Here is a 19,311-nt window from a genome sequence, read left to right on the forward strand (position 1 = left end):
GAGCCATCGGCCCCGTGCCCGTGCCCGATCCGGGGCCAGATCCGGGTCTGGGTCCGGGTCCGGCACGTCCGTCCGCCCCCGGCCTCGCACCCGTACCCGTACCCGGCCGACCATCCGCACCGGGTCGGGGACGGCCATCCGCACCGGGTCTGCGACCGCCATCCGCACCCGGCCCGAGACGGTCGTCCGCACCCGGCCCGGGACGGTCATCCCGTTTCCGCCCCGTGGCCGGTCCCTGTGCGGGCCGGGCCGTGGTCTCGATGTCCGCGGTGCGGGCGCGGGCGCGGACCCGGCGGCGGGCGCCCGGCCAGCCGTCGGCACCCCTGCCCCGCCGAAGCCGAAGTCGTCGTGCCGCCCGGCGTCTGCTGGAACTCACAGGCCCCCGTGCCCCCCGTCGGTTCCCGCCGCGGCAGCGCCTCTCCCCTCGGTGGGACCCCGCCCCGGCGGGCTCTCCCGCGCCCGGGTATCCCGCGGCCGCGCGGCCCCGCCGGGCCTACGCCTCGGCAGCGGCGCGGCCTTCTCCGAGGCCGTCGGAGCCGGTGCGGTCGACGTGGCCGGCGCGGACCTCGCCGGCGGCGCGTCCGGGGCCCCGCGTCCGGGCAGTACCCGCGGCGCGGTGCTGGGCCGGCCGTCGGGCGGCCCGCCCGCCTCCCACCGGATGAGCTGCTGCGCCTCCAGGCGGGTCAGGTCCAGCATGATCGCGTACAGTCCGCGTCCGAGCGTGAAGGCCACGTCCCGGGCCGTACGACGCCCGTTGACGGTGGTGAGGACGGACCGGTGGCGGTCCGAGAGCCCGCGGCGCAGCCCGGCGTCCGGAACCGGCGCGGGCCGTACCCGGGCGAGTTCGCCCGGCGCTCCCCAGGGACCGGAGAGCCGCGTGATGCGCCGGGTGGTCTCCTCCGTCAGCCGCCGCGGGGTCACGCCGGGCCCGCCGAGGAGGGTGGGTTCGGGGTCGCCGAGCGTCCAGCCACCGGGCGGCCCGATCGCCATGGCGAAGGCCGCGTCGAACACGGCGGCGGTGCACACGACTTCCAGTTCGGCGGCGCCGATCAGGCCGGCGGCGACGAGATACCCGCCGAGCCGGTCCGTGTCGCGCTCCGCCGCGCAGGCGGCCAGCCAGGTCTCGTCGTCGATGCGGCCCGGGGTGAGCAGCACCGAGGTGGCGGTCGGCGCCCCCGGTGTCTCGACCGCGCCGATCAGTCCGTCCCGCAGATGAATCGTTCCGCCCGGGGAACCGGAGACCCGCACGGTCCCGCTGTACCCCTCGTCGTGCAGGCTGCGCAGAAGCGCGGGCAGGTTCCGTGCGTCGGCCGCCGTCATGCGAGCACCCCGGCGACCCGGTCGCCCAGACTCCGTGTGGCGAGCGCCAGGTTGGCCCGCTCCCGGTCCATGCCCGCGGTCAGCAGCAGCGGGTCGCCGGCCGGGCGGTCGATGGTGAGCAGTACCTGGTGGCGCCGCGTGCTGGTCAGGATCACGCTCTCCAACTCCCCCTCGGCGCCCGCCCGTCCCAGCCGTTCGGCGATGAGGGCGGCGAGTTCGGCGCACTCCGCGCCGTCCCCGGCCTCGTCGGCGTCCCCGGCCACCCCGTAGGTGAGACCGGTGACCGCGTCGACCAGGGCGACACCGGTGATCCCGGGCGAGTCCAGGAGCCGGGCCAGAGAGGCATCAACGGCCGTCGTCATGTGCCCGTTCCCCCTTCACGTCTTGACCTCGCACGCTACTTTGCGATTCAACTTACGCAACAGACAGCATATTTTGTATTTTGTGACGCACTACGCACATGCGTTTGATCGTAGTTGTACGGACAACGACCGGACAGCGTCACCGAGGAATTGGGGCAGCATGAACATCGAGACCGCGCTCAAGGAAGCCATGTCCGTGGAGGGTGCCATCGGCGTCTCCCTCGTCGACTACGAGAGCGGTATGGCACTCGGCACGCTCGGCGGCGGACCGACGCTCGACCTGGAACTCGCGTCGGCGGGCAACACCGAGGTGATGCGCGCGAAGATGCGGACGCTGTCCTCGCTGGCCATGGACGACACCATCGAGGACATCCTGATCACGCTGGGCAAGCAGTACCACCTGATACGCCCGCTCACCGCCAGCGGCGGAACGCTCTTCCTGTACCTCGCGCTCGACCGGGGCCGCAGCAACCTGGCGCTGGCCCGGCACAGCCTGAAGAGGATCGAGAGCGGTCTGGAGATCTGACGCCCCGCCCGGGAGCCGGACCGGGCGGGCCGGTCCGGCGTCGGATGTCCGGCGAAGGCGCGGACCCGAGAAACGCCGGGGTCGGGGCCGGAGCCGCTCAGCCCTCGGCGGCGGCGCCGCGGACGTCCGCGGAGGTGACGTCGTGCTCGGGCACGGCCTGCCCCGAACGGATCAGATCGATACGGCCCATGACCTTCGCCCGCAGGTCGGTCGGTACGTCGTCCTGACCGCAGCACCGCTTGACGAGCTTCTTCACGGCCTGCTCCAGACCGTACTTCTCGAGGCACGGGGTGCACTCCTCGAAGTGCACCTCGAACTTGGTGCAGTCGGCATCGGGCATCTCGTGGTCGAGGAACTCGTAGAGATGATCGAGTACTTCACTGCAGTCCGTCTCGTGCGGCTCTCCGCAGCTCATGAGCCCGAGCCTTTCGTTCCGTTCGACTCTCCGGCGCCCGCCGGGACCAGGCCGCGGTCCTTGGCGTAGTCCTCGAGCATGCCGCGCAACTGACGGCGGCCCCTGTGCAGCCGGGACATCACCGTACCGATGGGTGTCCCCATGATGTCCGCGATCTCCTTGTACGCAAAGCCCTCGACGTCCGCGAGATAGACGGCGATGCGGAACTCCTCGGGGATCGCCTGCAGCGCGGCCTTCACGTCCGAGTCGGGCAGGTGGTCGAGCGCCTGCGACTCGGCGGAGCGCAGCCCCGTCGACATGTGCGACTCGGCGCGCGCCAGCTGCCAGTCCTCGATCTCCTCGGCGGCGGACCGCTGGGGCTCGCGCTGCTTCTTGCGGTACGAGTTGATGAAGGTGTTGGTGAGGATCCTGTACAGCCACGCCTTGAGGTTGGTGCCCTCACGGAACTGGTGGAAGGACGCGTACGCCTTCGCGTACGTCTCCTGCACCAGGTCCTCGGCGTCGGCCGGGTTCCGCGTCATGCGCAGCGCGGCCGAGTACATCTGGTCGAGGAACTCCAGCGCGTCCCGCTCGAAGCGCACATTGCGCTCGGCGGTCGACTCACTGCTGCCCGTGTCCTCGGGCTGCTCCGCCTGGCCGTTTTCGGTCCCTGCGTCGGTCCCTGTGACCGGACCCACCTCCTCCAGAGTCTGGGCAGGACCGAAAGCGGTCCCACCTGAATCGGAGAATAGACGACCAGTGGTCGCGGCGGCTTGCCGATCCGGTCCGCCCGCCGTCCGAACGGGGACGGTCTTCGCCGCGTGCAGCACGGACCACTCCAGGTCAGCGCTGCTGCCACGGCTCGGGCAGATGGTCGAACCCATGCGGCGGACTTCCTCTCGTACGACTTCTCACACCACGCGTTCCGTGCTGTCTGATCCGCACAACAGTGCTCCGCCGCCCGGCATTCCCCGCGTCAGACGAGTGACGCGACCCACTCGCGGACCCCGTCGGTGATGACCCGCAGGGTCTGCTCCTCATCGACCGGGGCACGTTTCGGCACGGCGAACCCGTGATCGCCGTAGGGAACCTCGACGAGGGTGTACGCGGCCGGCGAGGACGCGGACGGGTCCCGCGGGGGCTTGCGCAGGAACTCCCGCGGGAATTCCCCGGGGCGTCCGAACGGGTCGTTGCCGCCCTGTACGACGAGCGTGGGCACCCCGGCGCCGAGCAGTTCGGCGGCGCGGGACCTCTCCGGCCTGCCCGGCGGGTGGAGCGGGAAGCCGAGCGCGAGGACGGCGTGGGCGCCCAGCTCGGTGGCCGTGCGGCAGGCGACCCGGGCTCCGGCGCTGCGGCCACCCGCGACGACGGGCAGCCCCGGCTTCGCGAGGGCCGGCCACAGACCGCGCCAGCCCACGTCCAGCGTCTTCGGCGCGGGCGCCAGCTTCCGGCCCGCGACCCGCCACGGCTGTTCGACCAGTGCCACGGTCACGCCGTGCGCGGGCAGTGCGCCGGCGAGCGCCCGCAGGTCGCGCGCCTCGATCCCGCCGCCCGCGCCATGGCTGACGGCGAGCACCAGCCGGGCCTTCTTCCCGGCCCGGTGCCAGGTGATCCGGGCGGTACCCGCGTCGGTCTCGACGCTCTCGACCGCCTCCGCCGCCTCTGCCGTTCCGGCCGTCTCCACGGTCCCGCCCGCCTCTGCGGTTCCGCCCGTCTTCGCCGTCCCGCCTGTCTTCGCCGTCCCGCCCGTCTTCGCCGTTCCGGCCGTGTCGCTCGTCATCAGAAGAGTGTGCCCTCCTCGGGTCCCTCCAGCTCCTTCAGCAGCTCCGGGCCGTTGTTGCGGACGTTGCTCACGGCCGTGGAGACGGGGTACGCGCGCATCAGCCCCTCGGGCGGCGGCGCGAGCAGGCCGCGCAGGTCCTCGACGTCCGTACGGGAGGGGTCGAGCCAGGCGTCCCAGCGGTCGGGGGTGAGCATGAGCGGCATACGGGGGTGGATGTCGGCGAGGGAGCGCGGACCCTCGTCCGGGCCGACCGCGAGCGGGGAGGTCTCCGCCTCCGTGGTGATGACGGTGCACGTCACCCACCAGGCCCGCGGGTGGTCGTCGGGCAGCGTCTTGTCCCGCCAGAACTCGTACAGCCCGGCCATCGCGAAGACGGAGCCGTCGGCGGGGAGCACGAAGTAGGGCTGCTTGCGCGGCCGCTTCTTCTTGCCCTCGACCTCCAGATCGCGCTCGCCGGTGCCGGTCACCCACTCGTAGTAGCCGTCGGCGGGGATGACACAGCGCCGGGAGGTGAAGGCCCGCCGGTAGGAGGGCTTCTCGTGGACGGTCTCGGCACGGGCGTTGATCATCCGGGCGCCGCCCTCGGGCGTCTTCGACCAGGAGGGGACGAGGCCCCACTTGAGCCGGCGCAGCTGCCGAACCGGCTCGGGATCCTCGGCGTCCTTCACAGGACGGTCCAGGACCGCGTAGACCTCCTTGGTGGGAGCCACGTTGAAATCGGGGTCCAGAGCGTCCTCCGGCTCCCACTTGTCGATCTCAAAGATTCCTGCGAGATCCTCGGGCCTACGACTCGATGCATACCGTCCGCACATACGTGCCAGACTGCCAGGCCCACCCGCCGCCCGACCACCTCCTCTCGACGACCGTGTACGCACCACCTCTCATCGACTTCGCGCCAAGGGAGCCGAAACCGACCATGGACAGCACCGCCGCCACCTCGCTGGCCACCCTCTGGGACGAGGTCTTCGGGAGCCAGCCCGACCCCGACACCTGGGTCGTCGTCGCCACGCTGGTGGCCGCGCTCGCCGTGATCGTTCCGCACCCGGTGTGGCGGCTCTCGCGCAACGCCATCACCATCGCCCACGAGGGCGGTCACGGGCTGGTCGCGCTGCTCACCGGCCGGAGCCTCAGCGGTATCCGGCTGCACTCCGACACCAGCGGCCTCACGGTCAGCCGCGGCAAGCCGACCGGTCTCGGCATGATCCTGACGGCGGCGGCCGGCTACACGGCTCCCCCGCTGCTCGGTCTGGGCGGGGCCGCGCTGCTGGCCGCCGGTCACATCACCGCCCTGCTCTGGCTGGCCACGCTGCTGCTCGTGGCCATGCTGGTGATGATCCGCAACGCGTACGGGGCGCTCACGGTCCTGCTCACCGGCGGCACCTTCGTGGTGGTGTCCTGGCTGGCCGGCCCCCAGGTGCAGGCGGCGTTCGCGTACGCCGTCGTCTGGTTCCTGCTGCTCGGCGGAGTCCGCCCGGCCTTCGAACTCCAGGCCAAACGCATGCGAGGCGGAGCGGGCGACTCGGACGCCGACCAGCTCTCCCGCCTGACCCACGTCCCGGCGGGCCTGTGGCTCTTCCTCTTCCACGCGGTCTCCCTGTGCTCCCTACTGGGCGCCGGCAAATGGCTACTAGCGCTCTGAGGGCCACCCCCACAAGGGGCGCAGCCCCTGAAGGGGCGCGAGGAACGGCGCGCCCAGCCCCCACCCACCCACACAGAACCACCGGGCCGCAACCCCCCAAGGGGCGCGAGGAACTGCGCGACCAGCCCCCACCCACCCGCACCCGACGACGGCTCCGGTACAACCCCCATTGGGGCGAAGCCCCTCCAGTCCAGGGGCGCGGGGAACGGCGCACCCAGCCCCACCCACCCGCACCCACCCCCCAGACCGGCGGCAGCCAAGCCCCCAAGCCGGCGGCAGCCACCCGTTTCCCGGCCAAACCCAGCGGAGCGAACCCCCACTAAAGTGAGGGCATGCCCGTTAACCCCGCCCACACCGCCCTCTGGCCCGCCCCCCACGCGACCGGAGCCGTCGACGCGACGGTCCACGTACCCGGGTCCAAGTCGGTCACCAACCGCGCGCTCGTCCTGGCCGCCCTCGCGGCCGAGCCCGGCTGGCTCCGCCGTCCCCTCCGCTCCCGCGACACCCTCCTGATGGCCGGTGCCCTGCGGGCGATGGGCGTCGGCATCGAGGAGGGCGTGGGCCCCGACGGTTCCGGCGAGGCATGGCGCGTCATCCCCTCGGGCCTGCACGGCCCGGCCACGGTCGACGTGGGCAACGCCGGCACGGTGATGCGCTTCCTGCCGCCGGTCGCCACGCTCGCCGACGGCCCCGTCCACTTCACCGGCGACCCTCGTTCGTACGAGCGCCCCCTCACCGGAGTGATCGACGGCCTGCGCGCCCTCGGCGCGCGGATCGACGACGACGGCCGGGGCGCGCTCCCGCTGACCGTGCACGGCGGCGGGGCCCTGGAGGGCGGCCCGGTGGAGATCGACGCGTCCTCGTCCTCGCAGTTCGTGTCGGCGCTGCTGCTGTCGGGACCGCGCTTCAACCAGGGCGTGGAGGTACGGCACACCGGTTCGACCCTGCCGTCCATGCCGCACATCCGGATGACCGTCGACATGCTGCGTTCGATCGGCGCCCAGGTCGACACCCCGGAGTCGGGCGGCGAGCCGAACGTCTGGCGGGTCACACCGGGCGCCCTCCTCGGCCGCGACCTGACGGTCGAGCCGGACCTGTCGAACGCGCAGCCCTTCCTCGCCGCGGCCCTGGTCACCGGCGGCTCGGTCGTCGTCCCCGACTGGCCGGCCCGCACCACCCAGCCGGGCGACAGGCTGCGCGAGATCTTCACCGAGATGGGTGGTTCCTGCGAACTGACCGACCGGGGGCTGGAGTTCTCCGGTTCCGGCTCGATCCACGGCATCGACGTGGACCTCGACGAGGTCGGCGAACTGACCCCCGGCATCGCGGCGGTCGCGGCCCTCGCCGACTCCCCCTCCACCCTGCGTGGCGTGTCGCATCTGCGGCTGCACGAGACGGACCGGCTGGCCGCGCTCACCAAGGAGATCAACGAACTCGGCGGTGACGTCACCGAGACCGCCGACGGCCTCCACATCCGCCCGCGCAGGCTGCACGGCGGGATCTTCCACACCTACGACGACCACCGCATGGCCACCGCGGGCGCGATCATCGGCCTCGCGGTCGACGGCGTACAGATCGAGAACGTGGCGACGACGGCGAAGACCCTGCCGGACTTCCCCGATCTGTGGACCGGAATGCTCGGGAACTGACGGGCGGACCGGAATCATGCGCCGTTACAGCAAGCACACCGACGAGGACGACATCCCCGAGCGCCCGAACCGCAAGGGGAACCGGCCGCGGACGAACATCCGCCCCAAGCACGAGGACGCGGCGGCGGGCATGGTCGTCACCGTCGACCGGGGCCGGCTGACGTGCCTGGTCGAGGACCGCCTGGTCTTCGCCATGAAGGCCCGCGAGCTGGGCCGCAAGGCCGCGGTCGTCGGCGACCGGGTCGCCATCGTCGGCGATCTGACCGGCAAGAAGGACACCCTCGCGCGGATCGTCCGCATCGAGCCGCGGACCTCGGTCCTGCGCCGCACGGCCGACGACGACGACCCGTACGAGCGGGTGGTCGTCGCCAACGCCGACCAGCTGGCGATCGTCACCGCCCTCGCCGATCCCGAGCCGCGCCCCCGCCTGATCGACCGCTGCCTCGTCGCCGCGTACGACAGCGGTCTCGACCCGCTCCTCGTCCTCACCAAGTCGGACCTCGCCTCCCCCGACGAACTCCTGGAGTCGTACGGGGCCCTGGGCGTCCCCTACGTCGTCACGAGCCGCGAGGAGCTGGAGAGCGGCGAGGCCGTGGACCGCGTGCGCAAGCAGCTGGACGGCAAGATCACGGCGTTCGTCGGGCACTCCGGCGTCGGCAAGACGACGCTGGTCAACGCGCTGGTGTCACGGGACCGGCGGCGGTCCACGGGCGTGGTCAACGCGGTCACGGGCCGCGGTCGGCACACCACGACCTCGGCGCGCGCGATCCCCCTCCCCGACGACGAGGGCTGGGTGGTCGACACGCCGGGCGTCCGGTCCTTCGGTCTGCACCATGTGGACCCGTCGCGGGTCATCAAGGCGTTCCCCGATCTGGAGCCCGGCACGGAGGGCTGCCCACGCGCGTGCAGCCACGACGAGCCGGACTGCGCGCTGGACGCGTGGGTCGCCGAGGGGCACGCGGATCCGGCCCGCCTCTACTCGCTGCGCCGGCTGCTCTCGACACGGGAGCGGCTGGAGGGCGACTGATCTCCACGTGACCTCAGTGTTGTTTGCGTCCCTGCCACGACGGTAAAGGCATAATCGCACCAAGCCGGATCCAGGTGGGACGACCGGATCCGAGCGAGACGACGCGGTCCTGGAGCGGTCATGGAGCAGTCACGGAGCGTGGGAGGGCATCACATGGCGTGGCTGCTGGTGGTCGTGGCCGGGTTTCTGGAGACGGGTTTCGCCGTCTGCCTCAAGCTCTCCCACGGCTTCACGAGACTCTGGCCGACGGTCGCCTTCTGCGTCTTCGCACTGGGCAGCTTCGGCCTCCTCACCCTGTCCCTGAAGAAGCTCGACGTCGGTCCCGCCTACGCGGTGTGGACCGGCATCGGCGCGGCGGGCACCGCCATCTACGGCATGGTCTTCCTCGACGACCTGGTGTCCACGCTGAAGATCGTGTCGATCTCGTTCGTGATCATAGGAGTCATCGGCCTCCAGCTGTCGGGCTCCGCCCACTGAGCCAGACCTCTCTGCCGGACCGCCCGGTGCCGGCCACTGAGATGGCCCTCCCGGCCGGAGCCGCCCTCGCCCGCCCCGGACCACGCCGCTCGGACCACTCCATCGTCGGACGACCACTCCGCCGTCGGAATACTCCTCTGTCGGACGGCGGCCGCGTCGGACCACCGCCGCCTCAGACCACGGACCGCACCGTGGCGAGCGCGTCCCGGACCAGTCCCGCCGTGCCCCCCTCCCCCGTCGGGGCCAGCACACACGACACCCCGAGCCGCACCGCGAGTTCACAGGCTCGGGCCAGCTCCGCCGCCTCGGACCTGGACCCGCCGGGCACGGTGAGCGAGGCGACGGCCCGGTCCCGCACCAGCGCCACGAGGTCGCCGGGCGAGGGCAACGGCCCGTCGGCCCGCCGCTGGGCCGGCACCGCCGAGGCCGACGGCACGGCGGACAGGGTCGGGGAGGGCAGCCGCTCTCCCCAGCATCCCGTGAGCATCGCCCGTACCAGCGCGTTCCCCCGCGCCGCGGACGCCGTCCACTCCGCCGCGGCGGCCAGTCGCTCCCGGGGCTCGGGCCGGCTCATCAGCGCCCGCTCCACCCCGGCGAGATAGGCGTCCGCCTCCCGCCGTACGAGCGCCCGGGCCAGGCCCTCCTTGCTGCCGAACTCGTTGTAGAGCGTCTGCCGGGACACCCCGGCGACGGCCGCCACGTCCACCATCCGCACCGTGGACCACGGACGGCGTCCGAGCGCCGTGAAGGCGGCGTCCAGTAGGGATTCCCGCGCTGCAGGCATCATCGCCTCCCTGGGGCGATCGGCTCTGCGCATCAGAGTTGACGCGCACGGGGGCAGTGTCAAGAGTTCGCGCGGAGCCCTCCGGGGCGAAGCGGCGACCGACAGGGCGCAACCCCTTCTGCACGAGGCGCGGGGAACCGCGCGACCGGCCACACACCCCCCACCCTCCCCACAGCCCCAGCCTTCTTGCGGCACCCTGCGGAGCGGTACCGTTCGGTCATGCCCGACTACCGCGATGACCTGCGCCTCGCCCATGTCCTGGCGGACGCCGCCGACGCCGCGACGATGGACCGCTTCAAGGCGCTCGACCTCAAGGTCGAGACCAAGCCGGACATGACACCGGTGAGCGAGGCCGACAAGGCCGCCGAGGAACTCATCCGCGGTCACCTCGGACGGGCACGGCCGCGCGACGCGATCCTCGGCGAGGAGTTCGGGGTGGAGGGCACGGGCCCCCGCCGCTGGGTGATCGACCCGATCGACGGCACCAAGAACTACGTACGCGGCGTCCCCGTCTGGGCCACGCTGATCGCGCTGATGGAGGCCGGCGAGGGCGGTTTCCAGCCGGTCGTCGGCGTGGTCTCCGCCCCCGCGCTGGCCCGTCGCTGGTGGGCGGCGAAGGGCCACGGCGCGTTCACCGGCCGGAGCCTGTCGTCCGCGTCCCGGCTGAAGGTGTCCGAGGTCTCCCGTATGCAGGACGCCTCGTTCGCGTACTCCTCGCTGGGCGGCTGGGAGGAGCGCAGCCTGCTGGACGGGTTCCTGGACCTGACCCGCGAGGTGTGGCGCACGCGCGCGTACGGCGACTTCTGGCCGTACATGATGGTCGCCGAGGGCTCGGTCGACATCTGCGCGGAGCCCGAGCTGTCGCTGTGGGACATGGCGGCGACCGCGATCGTGGTGACCGAGGCGGGCGGCTCCTTCACCGGCCTCGACGGCCGGCCGGGCCCGCACAGCGGCAACGCGGCGGCGTCGAACGGCATCCTCCACGACGAACTGCTGGGTTATCTCAACCAGCGCTACTGACATCTCGTCCGGCGCTGCTGACGGGGCGCCGGGGCGCACGCCCGAACCGTGCGCGTACGCCCTCTTGTTGACCCTCCCTTTAACTGCGACTCTGGGAGCCCCTCACTTGTGAACTTGTGAATCCGTTAACGAACGGATTCGTAGGAGGTGGCTCCGTCCATGCTCGTCCGCGACGCCATGAGCACGGTGGTCCTCACCATCGGCCCCGCCCACACCCTCCGTAAGGCCGCCGCGCTGATGTCCGCGCGCCGCATCGGCGCAGCCGTGGTCCTCGACCCCGACGGCAGCGGGATCGGCATCCTCACCGAGCGCGACATCCTCAACTCCGTCGGCCTGGGGCAGAACCCGGACACGGAGCGGGCACACGCCCACACGACCACCGACGTGGTGTTCGCCGCCCCGACCTGGACCCTGGAGGAGGCCGCCCAGGCCATGGCCCACGGCGGGTTCCGTCATCTCATCGTCCTCGACCGCGGCGAGCCGACCGGCATCGTCTCGGTCCGCGACATCATCCGCTGCTGGGCCCCGCTCCGGCAGCCCGCCCCGGCCTGAGCCGCGTGCGCGGGCCCGCCCACCTCGCGGAGGCGGCGTGCACGGGCCCGCCCGCCCCGCGGGGCAGGTGGCGAGAGCGCGAACGGGCCGGCTCCCCGGTACGGGGGAGCCGGCCCGCTCCTCGACAAGCGTTCCAGTGCCGGTGTCAGCCGCGCAGAGCCTGGACCGCGACCTCCAGCCGCTTGCCGAAGTCTCCGTCGGCCTGACGGAAGTTGTTGATCGCGCGCTCGGCGATGTCGTCGCGCGAGACCTTGGCGATGAAGCCCGCCAGGTTGCCGACCAGCCGCTCCTTCTCGTCCTCGGACATCAGCCGGTACAGGTTGCCCGCCTGCACGAAGTCGTTGTCCTCGGCGTGGACCGGCGCCTCGCTGCTGCCGGTGACCCCGGTGACGGAGGTGGCCCCCCACAGCGGACGGTCCGTCTGGAACGGGCCGCCGAAGCTGTTCGGCTCGTAGTTCTTCGCGGCGCCGTGGCGGCCGTCGTACAGGAAGCCGTCACGGGAGTGCGTACGCGCCTCGGTGGCGTGCGGACGGTTCACCGGCAGGTGGTCGGCGTTGATGCCGACGCGGTAGCGGTGGGCGTCGCCGTACGCGAAGAGGCGGCCCTGGAGCATCTTGTCGGGCGAAGGCCCGATGCCCGGCACGAAGTGCGCGGGGCTGAAGATGCTCTGCTCGACCTCCGCGAAGACGTTCTCCGGGTTGCGGTTGAGCTCCAGCCTGCCGATCTCGACCGGCGGGTAGTCCGCGTGCGGCCACACCTTGGTGAGGTCGAACGGGTTGAAGCGGTAGGTCGCCGCCTCGGCCGCCGGCATGATCTGCACCTGCACCGTCCAGGACGGGAAGTCGCCCCGCTCGATCGCCTCACGCAGGTCGCGCTGGTGCGAGTCGGGGTCGAGACCGGAGACGTTCACCGCCTCCTCGGTCGTGAGGTTCTTGATGCCCTGGTCGGTCTTGAAGTGGTACTTGACCCAGAAGACCTCGCCGGCCTCGTTGTTCCACTGGTAGGTGTGCGAGCCGAAGCCGTCCATGTGGCGGTACGAGGCGGGGATGCCGCGGTCGCCGAACAGCCACGTCACCTGGTGGGTGGACTCGGGCGACAGACCCCAGAAGTCCCAGACGTTGTCCGCCTCCTGCGAGCCCGTGTACGGGTCGCGCTTCTGGGTGTGGATGAAGTCGGGGAACTTGATGGCGTCCTTGATGAAGAACACCGGGGTGTTGTTGCCGACGAGGTCGTAGTTGCCCTCTTCGGTGTAGAACTTCAGCGCCCAGCCGCGCGGGTCCCGGACGGCGTCGGCGGAGCCGAGGCTGCCGGCGACCGTCGAGAAGCGCAGGAAGGTCTCGGTCTGTTTGCCGACCTCGGAGAGGAAGGCGGCACGCGTCCACTGCGAGACGTCACGGGTGAGCGTGAAGGTGCCGTACGCGCCGGCGCCACGGGCGTGCACGACACGCTCCGGGATGCGCTCGCGGTTGAAGTGGGCGAGCTTCTCGAGCAGGAGCTGGTCCTGGACGAGGACCGGGCCGCCGACGCCCGCGGTCTCGCTGTTCTGGTTGTCGGCCACCGGCGCGCCGGCCTCCGTCGTAAGCGGTCCCTGCGTCACGTGCGCCTCCTGCGTCATTCCTGCTGTTCCTGACCCGTGGACCCCATGGCCTGAGCCGAGCTCGATCCTACAATAGACATTGTCTAAGTCAAGCAGAGATCCAAATCCAGCAATACTCCAAAGCCAGTGGCGCTCCAAAATCACACCTATTCAGGATCTGGTCCCACAGCTGTTAAGCTCTGCCGTATGAGCGACCTGTTGGAACGACTGCGCGGACGCGGCTGGCGCATGACCGCGCAGCGGCGCGTCGTGGCTGAGGTCCTTAACGGCGATCACGTGCACCTGACGGCCGACGAGGTACATGCCCGCGCCGTCGTGAGGCTGCCGGAGATCTCCCGGGCGACCGTCTACAACACCCTGGGTGAGCTGGTCTCGCTCGGCGAGGTGCTGGAGGTCGCCACGGACAAGCGGGCGAAGCGGTACGACCCGAACGCCCACCGGCCGCACCACCACCTGGTCTGTGCCCGATGCGGCGCGATCAAGGACGTGCACCCGGGCGGCAACCCACTCGCCGACCTCCCCGACTCCGAGCGCTTCGGCTTCACGGTGTCGGACGTAGAGGTGACGTACCGAGGCGTCTGCCCGAACTGCGCGGCGGCCTGACGACCTGCTGTCCCTGAAGCCCCGGCCGCCGATCCCGCGGGCCGGGGCCTCGGCACGGGAAACACCGAAGGCCCGGAACCAACGATCTGGTTCCGGGCCTTCGGTCTTCAGTAGCGGGGACAGGATTTGAACCTGCGACCTCTGGGTTATGAGCCCAGCGAGCTACCGAGCTGCTCCACCCCGCGGCGATGACTGAACAGTACGTCAACCCCGCCGACCAGCGCAAATCACTTACGCGCCAGCCCGTCCGGCGACTTACCCGTCAGCCCGTCCGGCCGGCGACACCCCTCACCCGTCCCACCCCCGTCGGCAGGCGCCCGCTCAGGCCGACAACTCCTGCCGCAAGGCATCCCGCAGCCGGGCCGCCCGCTCGGCCACCTCACCCGGCCCGAGAGACACCGCCCGGTCGGCCCACCGCTGCCCCTCCGCCAGCTCCCCACGACGCGCGTAGACGAGGGCGAGCCGCAACGCCGCCCGCCCGTGCCCCGCGTCGGCGGCCCGGGTCCACCACAGGGCGGCCTCCGGCTCACTCCCCTCACGGGCCAGCAGCAGCCCCAGGTTGAACGCGCCGTTGCGGGACCCCGCCTCCGCCGCCTCCCGGTACCACCGGGCCGCCTCCACGACATCCCCGCGGGCCGAGGCGAGCATCCCCACGCGGACCTGCGCCCGCCGATGCCCCTGCGAGGCGGCCCGCTCGTACCACTCCTCGCACTCGCTCTTCTCGGTGGCCTGCTCGCCCAGCTCGTGCGCGGGCGCGGGCGGGCGCCGTGCGTCGAGCACGCTCGCCAGCCGGTAGGCGCCCTCCGCGCTGCCGCCCCCCGCGGCACACCGCAGATGCCGCTCGGCCGCCGCCTCGTCGCCGTCCCGCAGCCGGGCGATCCCGACCTGCAGCGCCGCCTCGGTGTGTCCGGCGGCAGCGGCCCGCTCGTACCACCGCAGCGCCGCCGCGTCCTCGCCCCGCCCCGCGTGCAGGATCCCGAGGTTGAACGCGGCGTCGACGCTGCCGGCCTCCGCCGCCTTGGAGAACCACGGCTCGGCCCCGGCCGCGTCACCGACCTGCAGCAGCAGGACGGCCAGGGCGTTCGACGCCTCGCGGTGCCCCGCGTACGCCGCCCGCCGGTACCACTGTTCGGCCTGCGCGGTCCGTGCCTGCTCGGCGCAGAGCAGCCCGAGGTTGTACGCGCCGTTCACATCGCCGGCGTCCATCGCGGCCCGGTACCACCGCTCGGCGGTCTGCGTCTCACCGCGCTCGGCGTGCAGCGCCCCCAGCGCGTTCGCGGCGTTCCCGTCGCCGTCCTGGGCGGCCCGCAGCCACCACACGGCCGCGCTCTCGGTGTCACCCGCGTCACGCAGCAGGAACCCCAGGGCGCAGGCGGCCCGTGCCTCGCCGTCCTTGGCGGAGGTGAGGTACCAGCGCCCCGCCTCCTTCAGCTCGCCGCGCTTCTCCAGGATCGCCCCGAGGTGCAGGGCGGCCCGGCGGTGGCCCCGCGCAGCCGCCTGCCGGTACCACTGTTCGGCGGCCTCACCGGCGGTTTCGGCGGCTGCGTCGTCCGCGCCGGCCTCCGCCGTCCGGGCGGCTGTCCGGTCGAGTGCCCGCGCGAGCCGGTAGGCGGCCTCGCGGTGCCCCCGCTCGGCGGCGGCGCGCATCCAGTCCTCGGCGCGGGCGTCGCCGCGGTGCTCCAGAAGATCGGCCAGCGCGTACGCGCCCAGGGCGTGGCCCTGTTCGGCGGACTGCCGCAGCCAGTACTCGGCGGCGGGCTCGTCGCCGCGCTCGCGGTGGTGGCGGCCGAGGGCGTGCGCGGCGGCCGCGGAGCCCGCGACGGCGGCGATGCGCCACCAGCCGGCGGCCTCCTCCGCGTATCCGCGCTGGTGCAGGAGGACACCGAGGTTGTTGGCGGCGGCACGGTCACCGGCGGCGGTGGCAGCCCGCAGCTGCGGCTCGGCCCCGTCGAGATCACCGCGGCGGAGCAGCATGGCTCCGAGGACACTCATCGCCTCGACGTCGCCCTCTTGCGCGGCGAGCCGTTGACGAGCCTCCTCGGCAGCCTCGCCGGTTTCGTCCCGGTCGGAAGACTGCACAAACCGCCCTGTCTCCAACAGAGTTGCCTTGTCCCCCATAACGTCCATCGTCGCACCACCTGCAACCTGGGTACACCTGGTATACCGCAGCCAGTGAGGTCACTTCAGCGTTTTGTCGACATGCCCACAGAGAGACAAGTGAAACACAGTTGGCGCAACTCCTTCCGCCCGGCGCGGCCTTCACCGCGGCAGCACTGGTGAACGAGGAGCACGCGCGTACGGCCCGCTGACGGTCCGGCGCGAGTGGTCCACACACGCAGAAGGACCCGGATCCTGTGAGGATCCGGGTCCTTCGACTTCAGTAGCGGGGACAGGATTTGAACCTGCGACCTCTGGGTTATGAGCCCAGCGAGCTACCGAGCTGCTCCACCCCGCGCCGTTGTGTTGCAACCGTACCACGGCGCGGGGAGGGCCTCTGACTCAGCTGCTGTCCTGGCCGGCGTCGCCGCCCGGACTGCTGCTCGGCTTGCCGCTCGGCTCGGTGTTCTTGTCACCGGAGCCGGCTCCGCCGCCGCTGCCTGCGCTCTTGTCGGCCGCGGCCTGTGCGTCCTCGGCCCGCTTCAGCGCGTCCTCCAGGTCCTTCTGCGCTTCTCCGTACGCCTCCCAGTCACCCTTCTTGAGGGCTTCTTGGCCTTGGTCGAACGCCTTCTGGGCGTCGTCGAGCGCTTCCTGGACCGTCGGGTCACTGGAGGTGGGCGGCGGCGGGTCGGTCTCGCCCTCGTCCGGTGGCTCGGTGGTCGAACCCTCCGCTCCGAACACCTTGTTGAGCGCCTCGTCCAGCGTGTCCTCGAAGGCCGTCGCGCCTCCGTAGGTCACGAGCACCTTCCGCAGCAGCGGGTACTTCAGTCCACCACCGCGTACGTAGACGGGCTCCACGTAGAGCAGGCCACCGTCGAGCGGCACCGTCAGCAGGTTGCCGTACTCGACTTCCGAGTCACCACCTCGCAGGAGCCTGATGGACTCGGCGATGGACGGCTCGGAGTTGAACTGGCTCTGCACCCGTTTCGGTCCGTCGACCGTTCTGCCCGTGGGCAGTTTGAGGATGTTGATCTTGCCGTAGTCCCCCGTGCCCGCCTCGGCGTTGACCGACATGAAGGCGCTCAGGTTGTCGCGGCCGTTCGGTGTCAGCGTCGTCGTCAGGGAGAACGCCTGCGACTGCTCGCCCGGCATCTTCATGCTGAGGTAGTACGGCGGTACCGCGTTGCCCGACTTGTTGGTCGGGTCGTCCGGCACCTGCCACACCTCGCTGCCGCTCAGGAACGTCTCGGCGTCCTTGACGTGGTAGCGGGTCAGCAGCTCCCGCTGGACCTTGAACAGGTCCTGCGGGTAACGCAGGTGGTCCATGAGGGCCTGCGGGATGTCCCCCTTCGACTTCACCGTCCCGGGGAACGCCTTCTTCCAGGTCTTCAGGACCGGGTCCTTGGTGTCCCACTCGTAGAGCGTGACCTTGCCGGTGTACGCGTCGACGGTCGCCTTCACCGAGTTGCGGATGTAGTTGACCTGGTTCTGCTGGGCCACCACCGCCCGCTGGTTGTTGGCGGCGGTCAGCGAGTCGGCCGTCGTGTCACCGAGGGTGGTGCGCGAGGCGTACGGGTAGCCGTTGGTCGTCGTGTACGCGTCGACGATCCACTCGATCTTCCCGTCGACGACCGCCGGGTAGGCGTCGCCGTCGATGGTCAGCCAGGGAGCCACCGCCTCGACGCGCTCCTTGGGCGTGCGGTTGTAGAGGATCCGCGAACCCTCGCCGATCGCGCCCGAGTAGAGGATCTGCGGCTCGCTGAACGCCACCGCGTACGCCGCCCGGTTGACCGGGTTCTCGAGGTTGACGCCGCTCTTGCCCCGGTAGCTGGTCGTCTTCTCACCGGTGTCGTCGGAGTAGTCGATCTCCTTCTGCGGACCGCCGACGATCGAGTACTGGCTCGTCTTCTCGCCGTAGTAGATCCGCTGCTGGTACTCCCCGAGGTCGCCCTTGGACGGCAGGTCGTACTCGGTGAACTCCGGGCGGCCCTCGGCGTCGGCGTTGGTGCCCTTGGCCGCGACCGCTCCGAAGCCGTGCGTGTACCGGAAGTGGTCGTTGATCCAGTTGTTCTTCGGGATGCCCTGGAGGTTCAGCTCGCGCAGACCGATGACGGTGTCCTGGTCCTTGCCGTCCTTGCTGTACCGGTCGACGTCCAGGTTCGACGGGAACGCGTAGTAGTTGCGCACCTGCTGGAGCTGCTGGAACGTGGGCGAGACGACGTTCGGGTCCAGGAGCCGGATGCTCGCGGCGCCGTCGGCGTCGTCGCGCAGCTTCGTCTTGTCCTCGGTCGTGCTCGTGCCCGCGTACTCCGTGACCTCGGTGCCGTTGATCCCGTACGCGTCGCGGGTCGCCTTGAGGTTCTTCTCGACGTACGGCGCTTCCTTGGCCTGCTCGTTCGGCTGGACCTGGAACTTCTGGACGATCGCCGGGTACAGACCGCCGATGAGGATCGCGGAGAGCACCATCAGGCCGAAGCCGATGACGGGCAGCTGCCAGGTGCGCCGCCACAGGGTGGCGAAGAACAGCAGGGCGCAGATGACCGCGATGCAGAAGAGGATCGTCTTGGCCGGCAGGTACGCGTTGGCGTCGACGTACCGCAGGCCCGTCCAGTTGCCGGTCGCCTTGAAGTCACTGGACTTCACGGCGAGCCCGTACCGGTCGAGCCAGTAGGCGACCGCCTTGAGCGTGACGAAGATACCGAGCAGCACCGACAGGTGGCCGGTGGCCGCGGCCGTGGCGCGCGCTCCGGGGCTGGTGACGCGCAGTCCGCCGTACAGGTAGTGCGTCATCGCGGCGGCGATCAGGGAGAGGATCGCGGCCGCGAAGCCGAAGCCCAGCATGAAGCGGTACCAGGGCAGGTCGAAGGCGTAGAACGAGACGTCGAGGTGGAACTGGGGGTCCTTCTGGTCGAAGGGCACTCCGTTCACCCACATGAGCCACGTACGCCACTGGCCCGCCGCGGAGGCACCCGCGATCAGTCCGACCAGGGAGGTGATCCCGAGAAGGATCCATTTCTTGTACGGCGCCACGCCCATCCGGTAGCGGTCGAGGCTCTGCTGCTCCATCGACATGGCGCTGAGCGGCGGCCGCAGCCGGTGGGCCAGCCAGATGTTCACTCCGACGGCCACGGCCATCAGCAGTCCGAAGACGAAGAACAGGCCGATCTTCGTCCACAGGGTGGTCGTGAAGACGGAGGAATACTGCACCGACCGGTACCAGAGCCAGTCCGTCCAGAACCCCGCGAACATGACGAAGGCCATGGCCAGCACGGCCAGTACGCCCAGTGTCATGAGCAGGGTCCGGACGCGCCGGGACGGTCGGCCCACTCTCATCCGCGGCCCTGTCGGGCCTCCGCCGCGGTCCGGCATCTGGAAAGCCAAGGTGCGCACCTCGAAGTTCGCTGTTGGTGTTCGGGGGCCCCGCAGACGCCGGGCCACATCTATGCAACTTACTGATGCTTTACTCGGTTCCCGCTTCCGG

At 71.1% G+C, this 19,311-nt stretch carries 18 protein-coding genes and 2 tRNA genes; 8 read left to right on the forward strand and 12 right to left on the reverse strand.

Annotation, left to right across the window (positions count from 1 at the left end; genetic code table 11):
* Positions 1–372 precede the first annotated feature (372 nt).
* Positions 373–1,320, reverse strand: coding sequence for a hypothetical protein (locus tag ACFYXC_RS09330; protein WP_389548822.1), 948 nt, complete (start codon positions 1,318–1,320; stop codon positions 373–375).
* Positions 1,317–1,682: a hypothetical protein gene (locus tag ACFYXC_RS09335; protein ID WP_389548825.1), complete on the reverse strand. Its 366-nt coding sequence runs from the start codon at positions 1,680–1,682 to the stop codon at positions 1,317–1,319. The genes ACFYXC_RS09330 and ACFYXC_RS09335 overlap by 4 nt, the downstream gene beginning before the upstream one ends.
* A gap of 160 nt (positions 1,683–1,842) precedes the next feature.
* Between ACFYXC_RS09335 and ACFYXC_RS09340 the strand changes: the two genes are divergently transcribed.
* Positions 1,843–2,208, forward strand: a complete 366-nt coding sequence (locus ACFYXC_RS09340; protein WP_388912352.1) for a hypothetical protein — start codon at positions 1,843–1,845, stop codon at positions 2,206–2,208.
* 97 nt (positions 2,209–2,305) lie between these two features.
* Here the strand turns inward: ACFYXC_RS09340 and rsrA are convergent, their stop codons facing one another.
* From rsrA to ACFYXC_RS09360, 4 genes are all read right to left on the reverse strand, one after another.
* Positions 2,306–2,623: a mycothiol system anti-sigma-R factor gene (gene rsrA / locus ACFYXC_RS09345; RefSeq protein WP_388912349.1), complete on the reverse strand. Its 318-nt coding sequence runs from the start codon at positions 2,621–2,623 to the stop codon at positions 2,306–2,308.
* On the reverse strand, positions 2,620–3,300 hold the full coding sequence (gene sigR, locus ACFYXC_RS09350; protein WP_388912346.1) for an RNA polymerase sigma factor SigR: 681 nt from the start codon (positions 3,298–3,300) through the stop codon (positions 2,620–2,622). Before sigR ends, rsrA begins: the two co-directional genes overlap by 4 nt.
* 278 nt (positions 3,301–3,578) lie before the next feature.
* Positions 3,579–4,382 (reverse strand): alpha/beta family hydrolase, encoded by an 804-nt coding sequence (locus tag ACFYXC_RS09355; protein ID WP_389548830.1) that lies wholly within the window; start codon positions 4,380–4,382, stop codon positions 3,579–3,581.
* Complete coding sequence (locus tag ACFYXC_RS09360; RefSeq protein ID WP_388912339.1) at positions 4,382–5,197, reverse strand: SOS response-associated peptidase; 816 nt, start codon at positions 5,195–5,197, stop codon at positions 4,382–4,384. The genes ACFYXC_RS09355 and ACFYXC_RS09360 overlap by 1 nt, the downstream gene beginning before the upstream one ends.
* A gap of 104 nt (positions 5,198–5,301) precedes the next feature.
* Here ACFYXC_RS09360 and ACFYXC_RS09365 point away from each other — a divergent pair, with 104 nt between their 5' ends.
* From ACFYXC_RS09365 to ACFYXC_RS09380, 4 genes are all read left to right on the forward strand, one after another.
* Positions 5,302–6,024: a M50 family metallopeptidase gene (locus tag ACFYXC_RS09365; protein WP_388912854.1), complete on the forward strand. Its 723-nt coding sequence runs from the start codon at positions 5,302–5,304 to the stop codon at positions 6,022–6,024.
* A gap of 332 nt (positions 6,025–6,356) precedes the next feature.
* The gene (aroA, locus tag ACFYXC_RS09370; RefSeq protein ID WP_389548834.1) at positions 6,357–7,673 is read left to right on the forward strand and encodes a 3-phosphoshikimate 1-carboxyvinyltransferase; all 1,317 of its coding nucleotides are present in this window, start codon (positions 6,357–6,359) and stop codon (positions 7,671–7,673) included.
* 16 nt (positions 7,674–7,689) lie between these two features.
* Positions 7,690–8,700, forward strand: coding sequence for a ribosome small subunit-dependent GTPase A (gene rsgA / locus ACFYXC_RS09375; protein ID WP_389548837.1), 1,011 nt, complete (start codon positions 7,690–7,692; stop codon positions 8,698–8,700).
* Positions 8,701–8,853: 153 nt separating this feature from the next.
* Positions 8,854–9,177, forward strand: coding sequence for a DMT family transporter (locus tag ACFYXC_RS09380; RefSeq protein WP_388912851.1), 324 nt, complete (start codon positions 8,854–8,856; stop codon positions 9,175–9,177).
* Between the two features lie 172 nt (positions 9,178–9,349).
* On the opposite strand, the gene ACFYXC_RS09385 is transcribed toward ACFYXC_RS09380, so the two are convergent.
* On the reverse strand, positions 9,350–9,964 hold the full coding sequence (locus ACFYXC_RS09385) for a TetR/AcrR family transcriptional regulator (RefSeq protein WP_389548840.1): 615 nt from the start codon (positions 9,962–9,964) through the stop codon (positions 9,350–9,352).
* A gap of 216 nt (positions 9,965–10,180) precedes the next feature.
* On the opposite strand from ACFYXC_RS09385, the gene hisN reads away from it, so the two are divergent.
* The gene (gene hisN / locus ACFYXC_RS09390) at positions 10,181–10,981 is read left to right on the forward strand and encodes a histidinol-phosphatase (protein WP_388912327.1); all 801 of its coding nucleotides are present in this window, start codon (positions 10,181–10,183) and stop codon (positions 10,979–10,981) included.
* A 159-nt stretch (positions 10,982–11,140) separates the two neighbouring features.
* The gene (locus tag ACFYXC_RS09395) at positions 11,141–11,533 is read left to right on the forward strand and encodes a cyclic nucleotide-binding/CBS domain-containing protein (protein WP_389548844.1); all 393 of its coding nucleotides are present in this window, start codon (positions 11,141–11,143) and stop codon (positions 11,531–11,533) included.
* 145 nt (positions 11,534–11,678) lie between these two features.
* Here ACFYXC_RS09395 and ACFYXC_RS09400 read toward each other — a convergent pair whose 3' ends face one another.
* Positions 11,679–13,148, reverse strand: a complete 1,470-nt coding sequence (locus ACFYXC_RS09400; protein ID WP_389548846.1) for a catalase — start codon at positions 13,146–13,148, stop codon at positions 11,679–11,681.
* 168 nt (positions 13,149–13,316) lie between these two features.
* On the opposite strand from ACFYXC_RS09400, the gene ACFYXC_RS09405 reads away from it, so the two are divergent.
* Positions 13,317–13,733 (forward strand): Fur family transcriptional regulator, encoded by a 417-nt coding sequence (locus ACFYXC_RS09405; RefSeq protein WP_388912318.1) that lies wholly within the window; start codon positions 13,317–13,319, stop codon positions 13,731–13,733.
* 111 nt (positions 13,734–13,844) lie between these two features.
* Here ACFYXC_RS09405 and ACFYXC_RS09410 read toward each other — a convergent pair.
* From ACFYXC_RS09410 to ACFYXC_RS09425, 4 genes are all read right to left on the reverse strand, one after another.
* Positions 13,845–13,918, reverse strand: a tRNA-Met gene (locus ACFYXC_RS09410).
* A 136-nt stretch (positions 13,919–14,054) separates the two neighbouring features.
* A complete protein-coding gene (locus ACFYXC_RS09415; protein ID WP_389548849.1) occupies positions 14,055–15,860 on the reverse strand; it encodes a sel1 repeat family protein in 1,806 nt (601 codons plus the stop codon).
* A gap of 254 nt (positions 15,861–16,114) precedes the next feature.
* Positions 16,115–16,188: transfer RNA gene (locus ACFYXC_RS09420), tRNA-Met, on the reverse strand.
* 44 nt (positions 16,189–16,232) lie between these two features.
* Complete coding sequence (locus ACFYXC_RS09425) at positions 16,233–19,199, reverse strand: UPF0182 family protein (protein ID WP_389549978.1); 2,967 nt, start codon at positions 19,197–19,199, stop codon at positions 16,233–16,235.
* Between the last annotated feature and the right edge of the window lie 112 nt (positions 19,200–19,311).

The sequence above is a fragment of the Streptomyces sp. NPDC002701 genome (genome assembly GCF_042889045.1).
GTDB lineage: Bacteria > Actinomycetota > Actinomycetes > Streptomycetales > Streptomycetaceae > Streptomyces.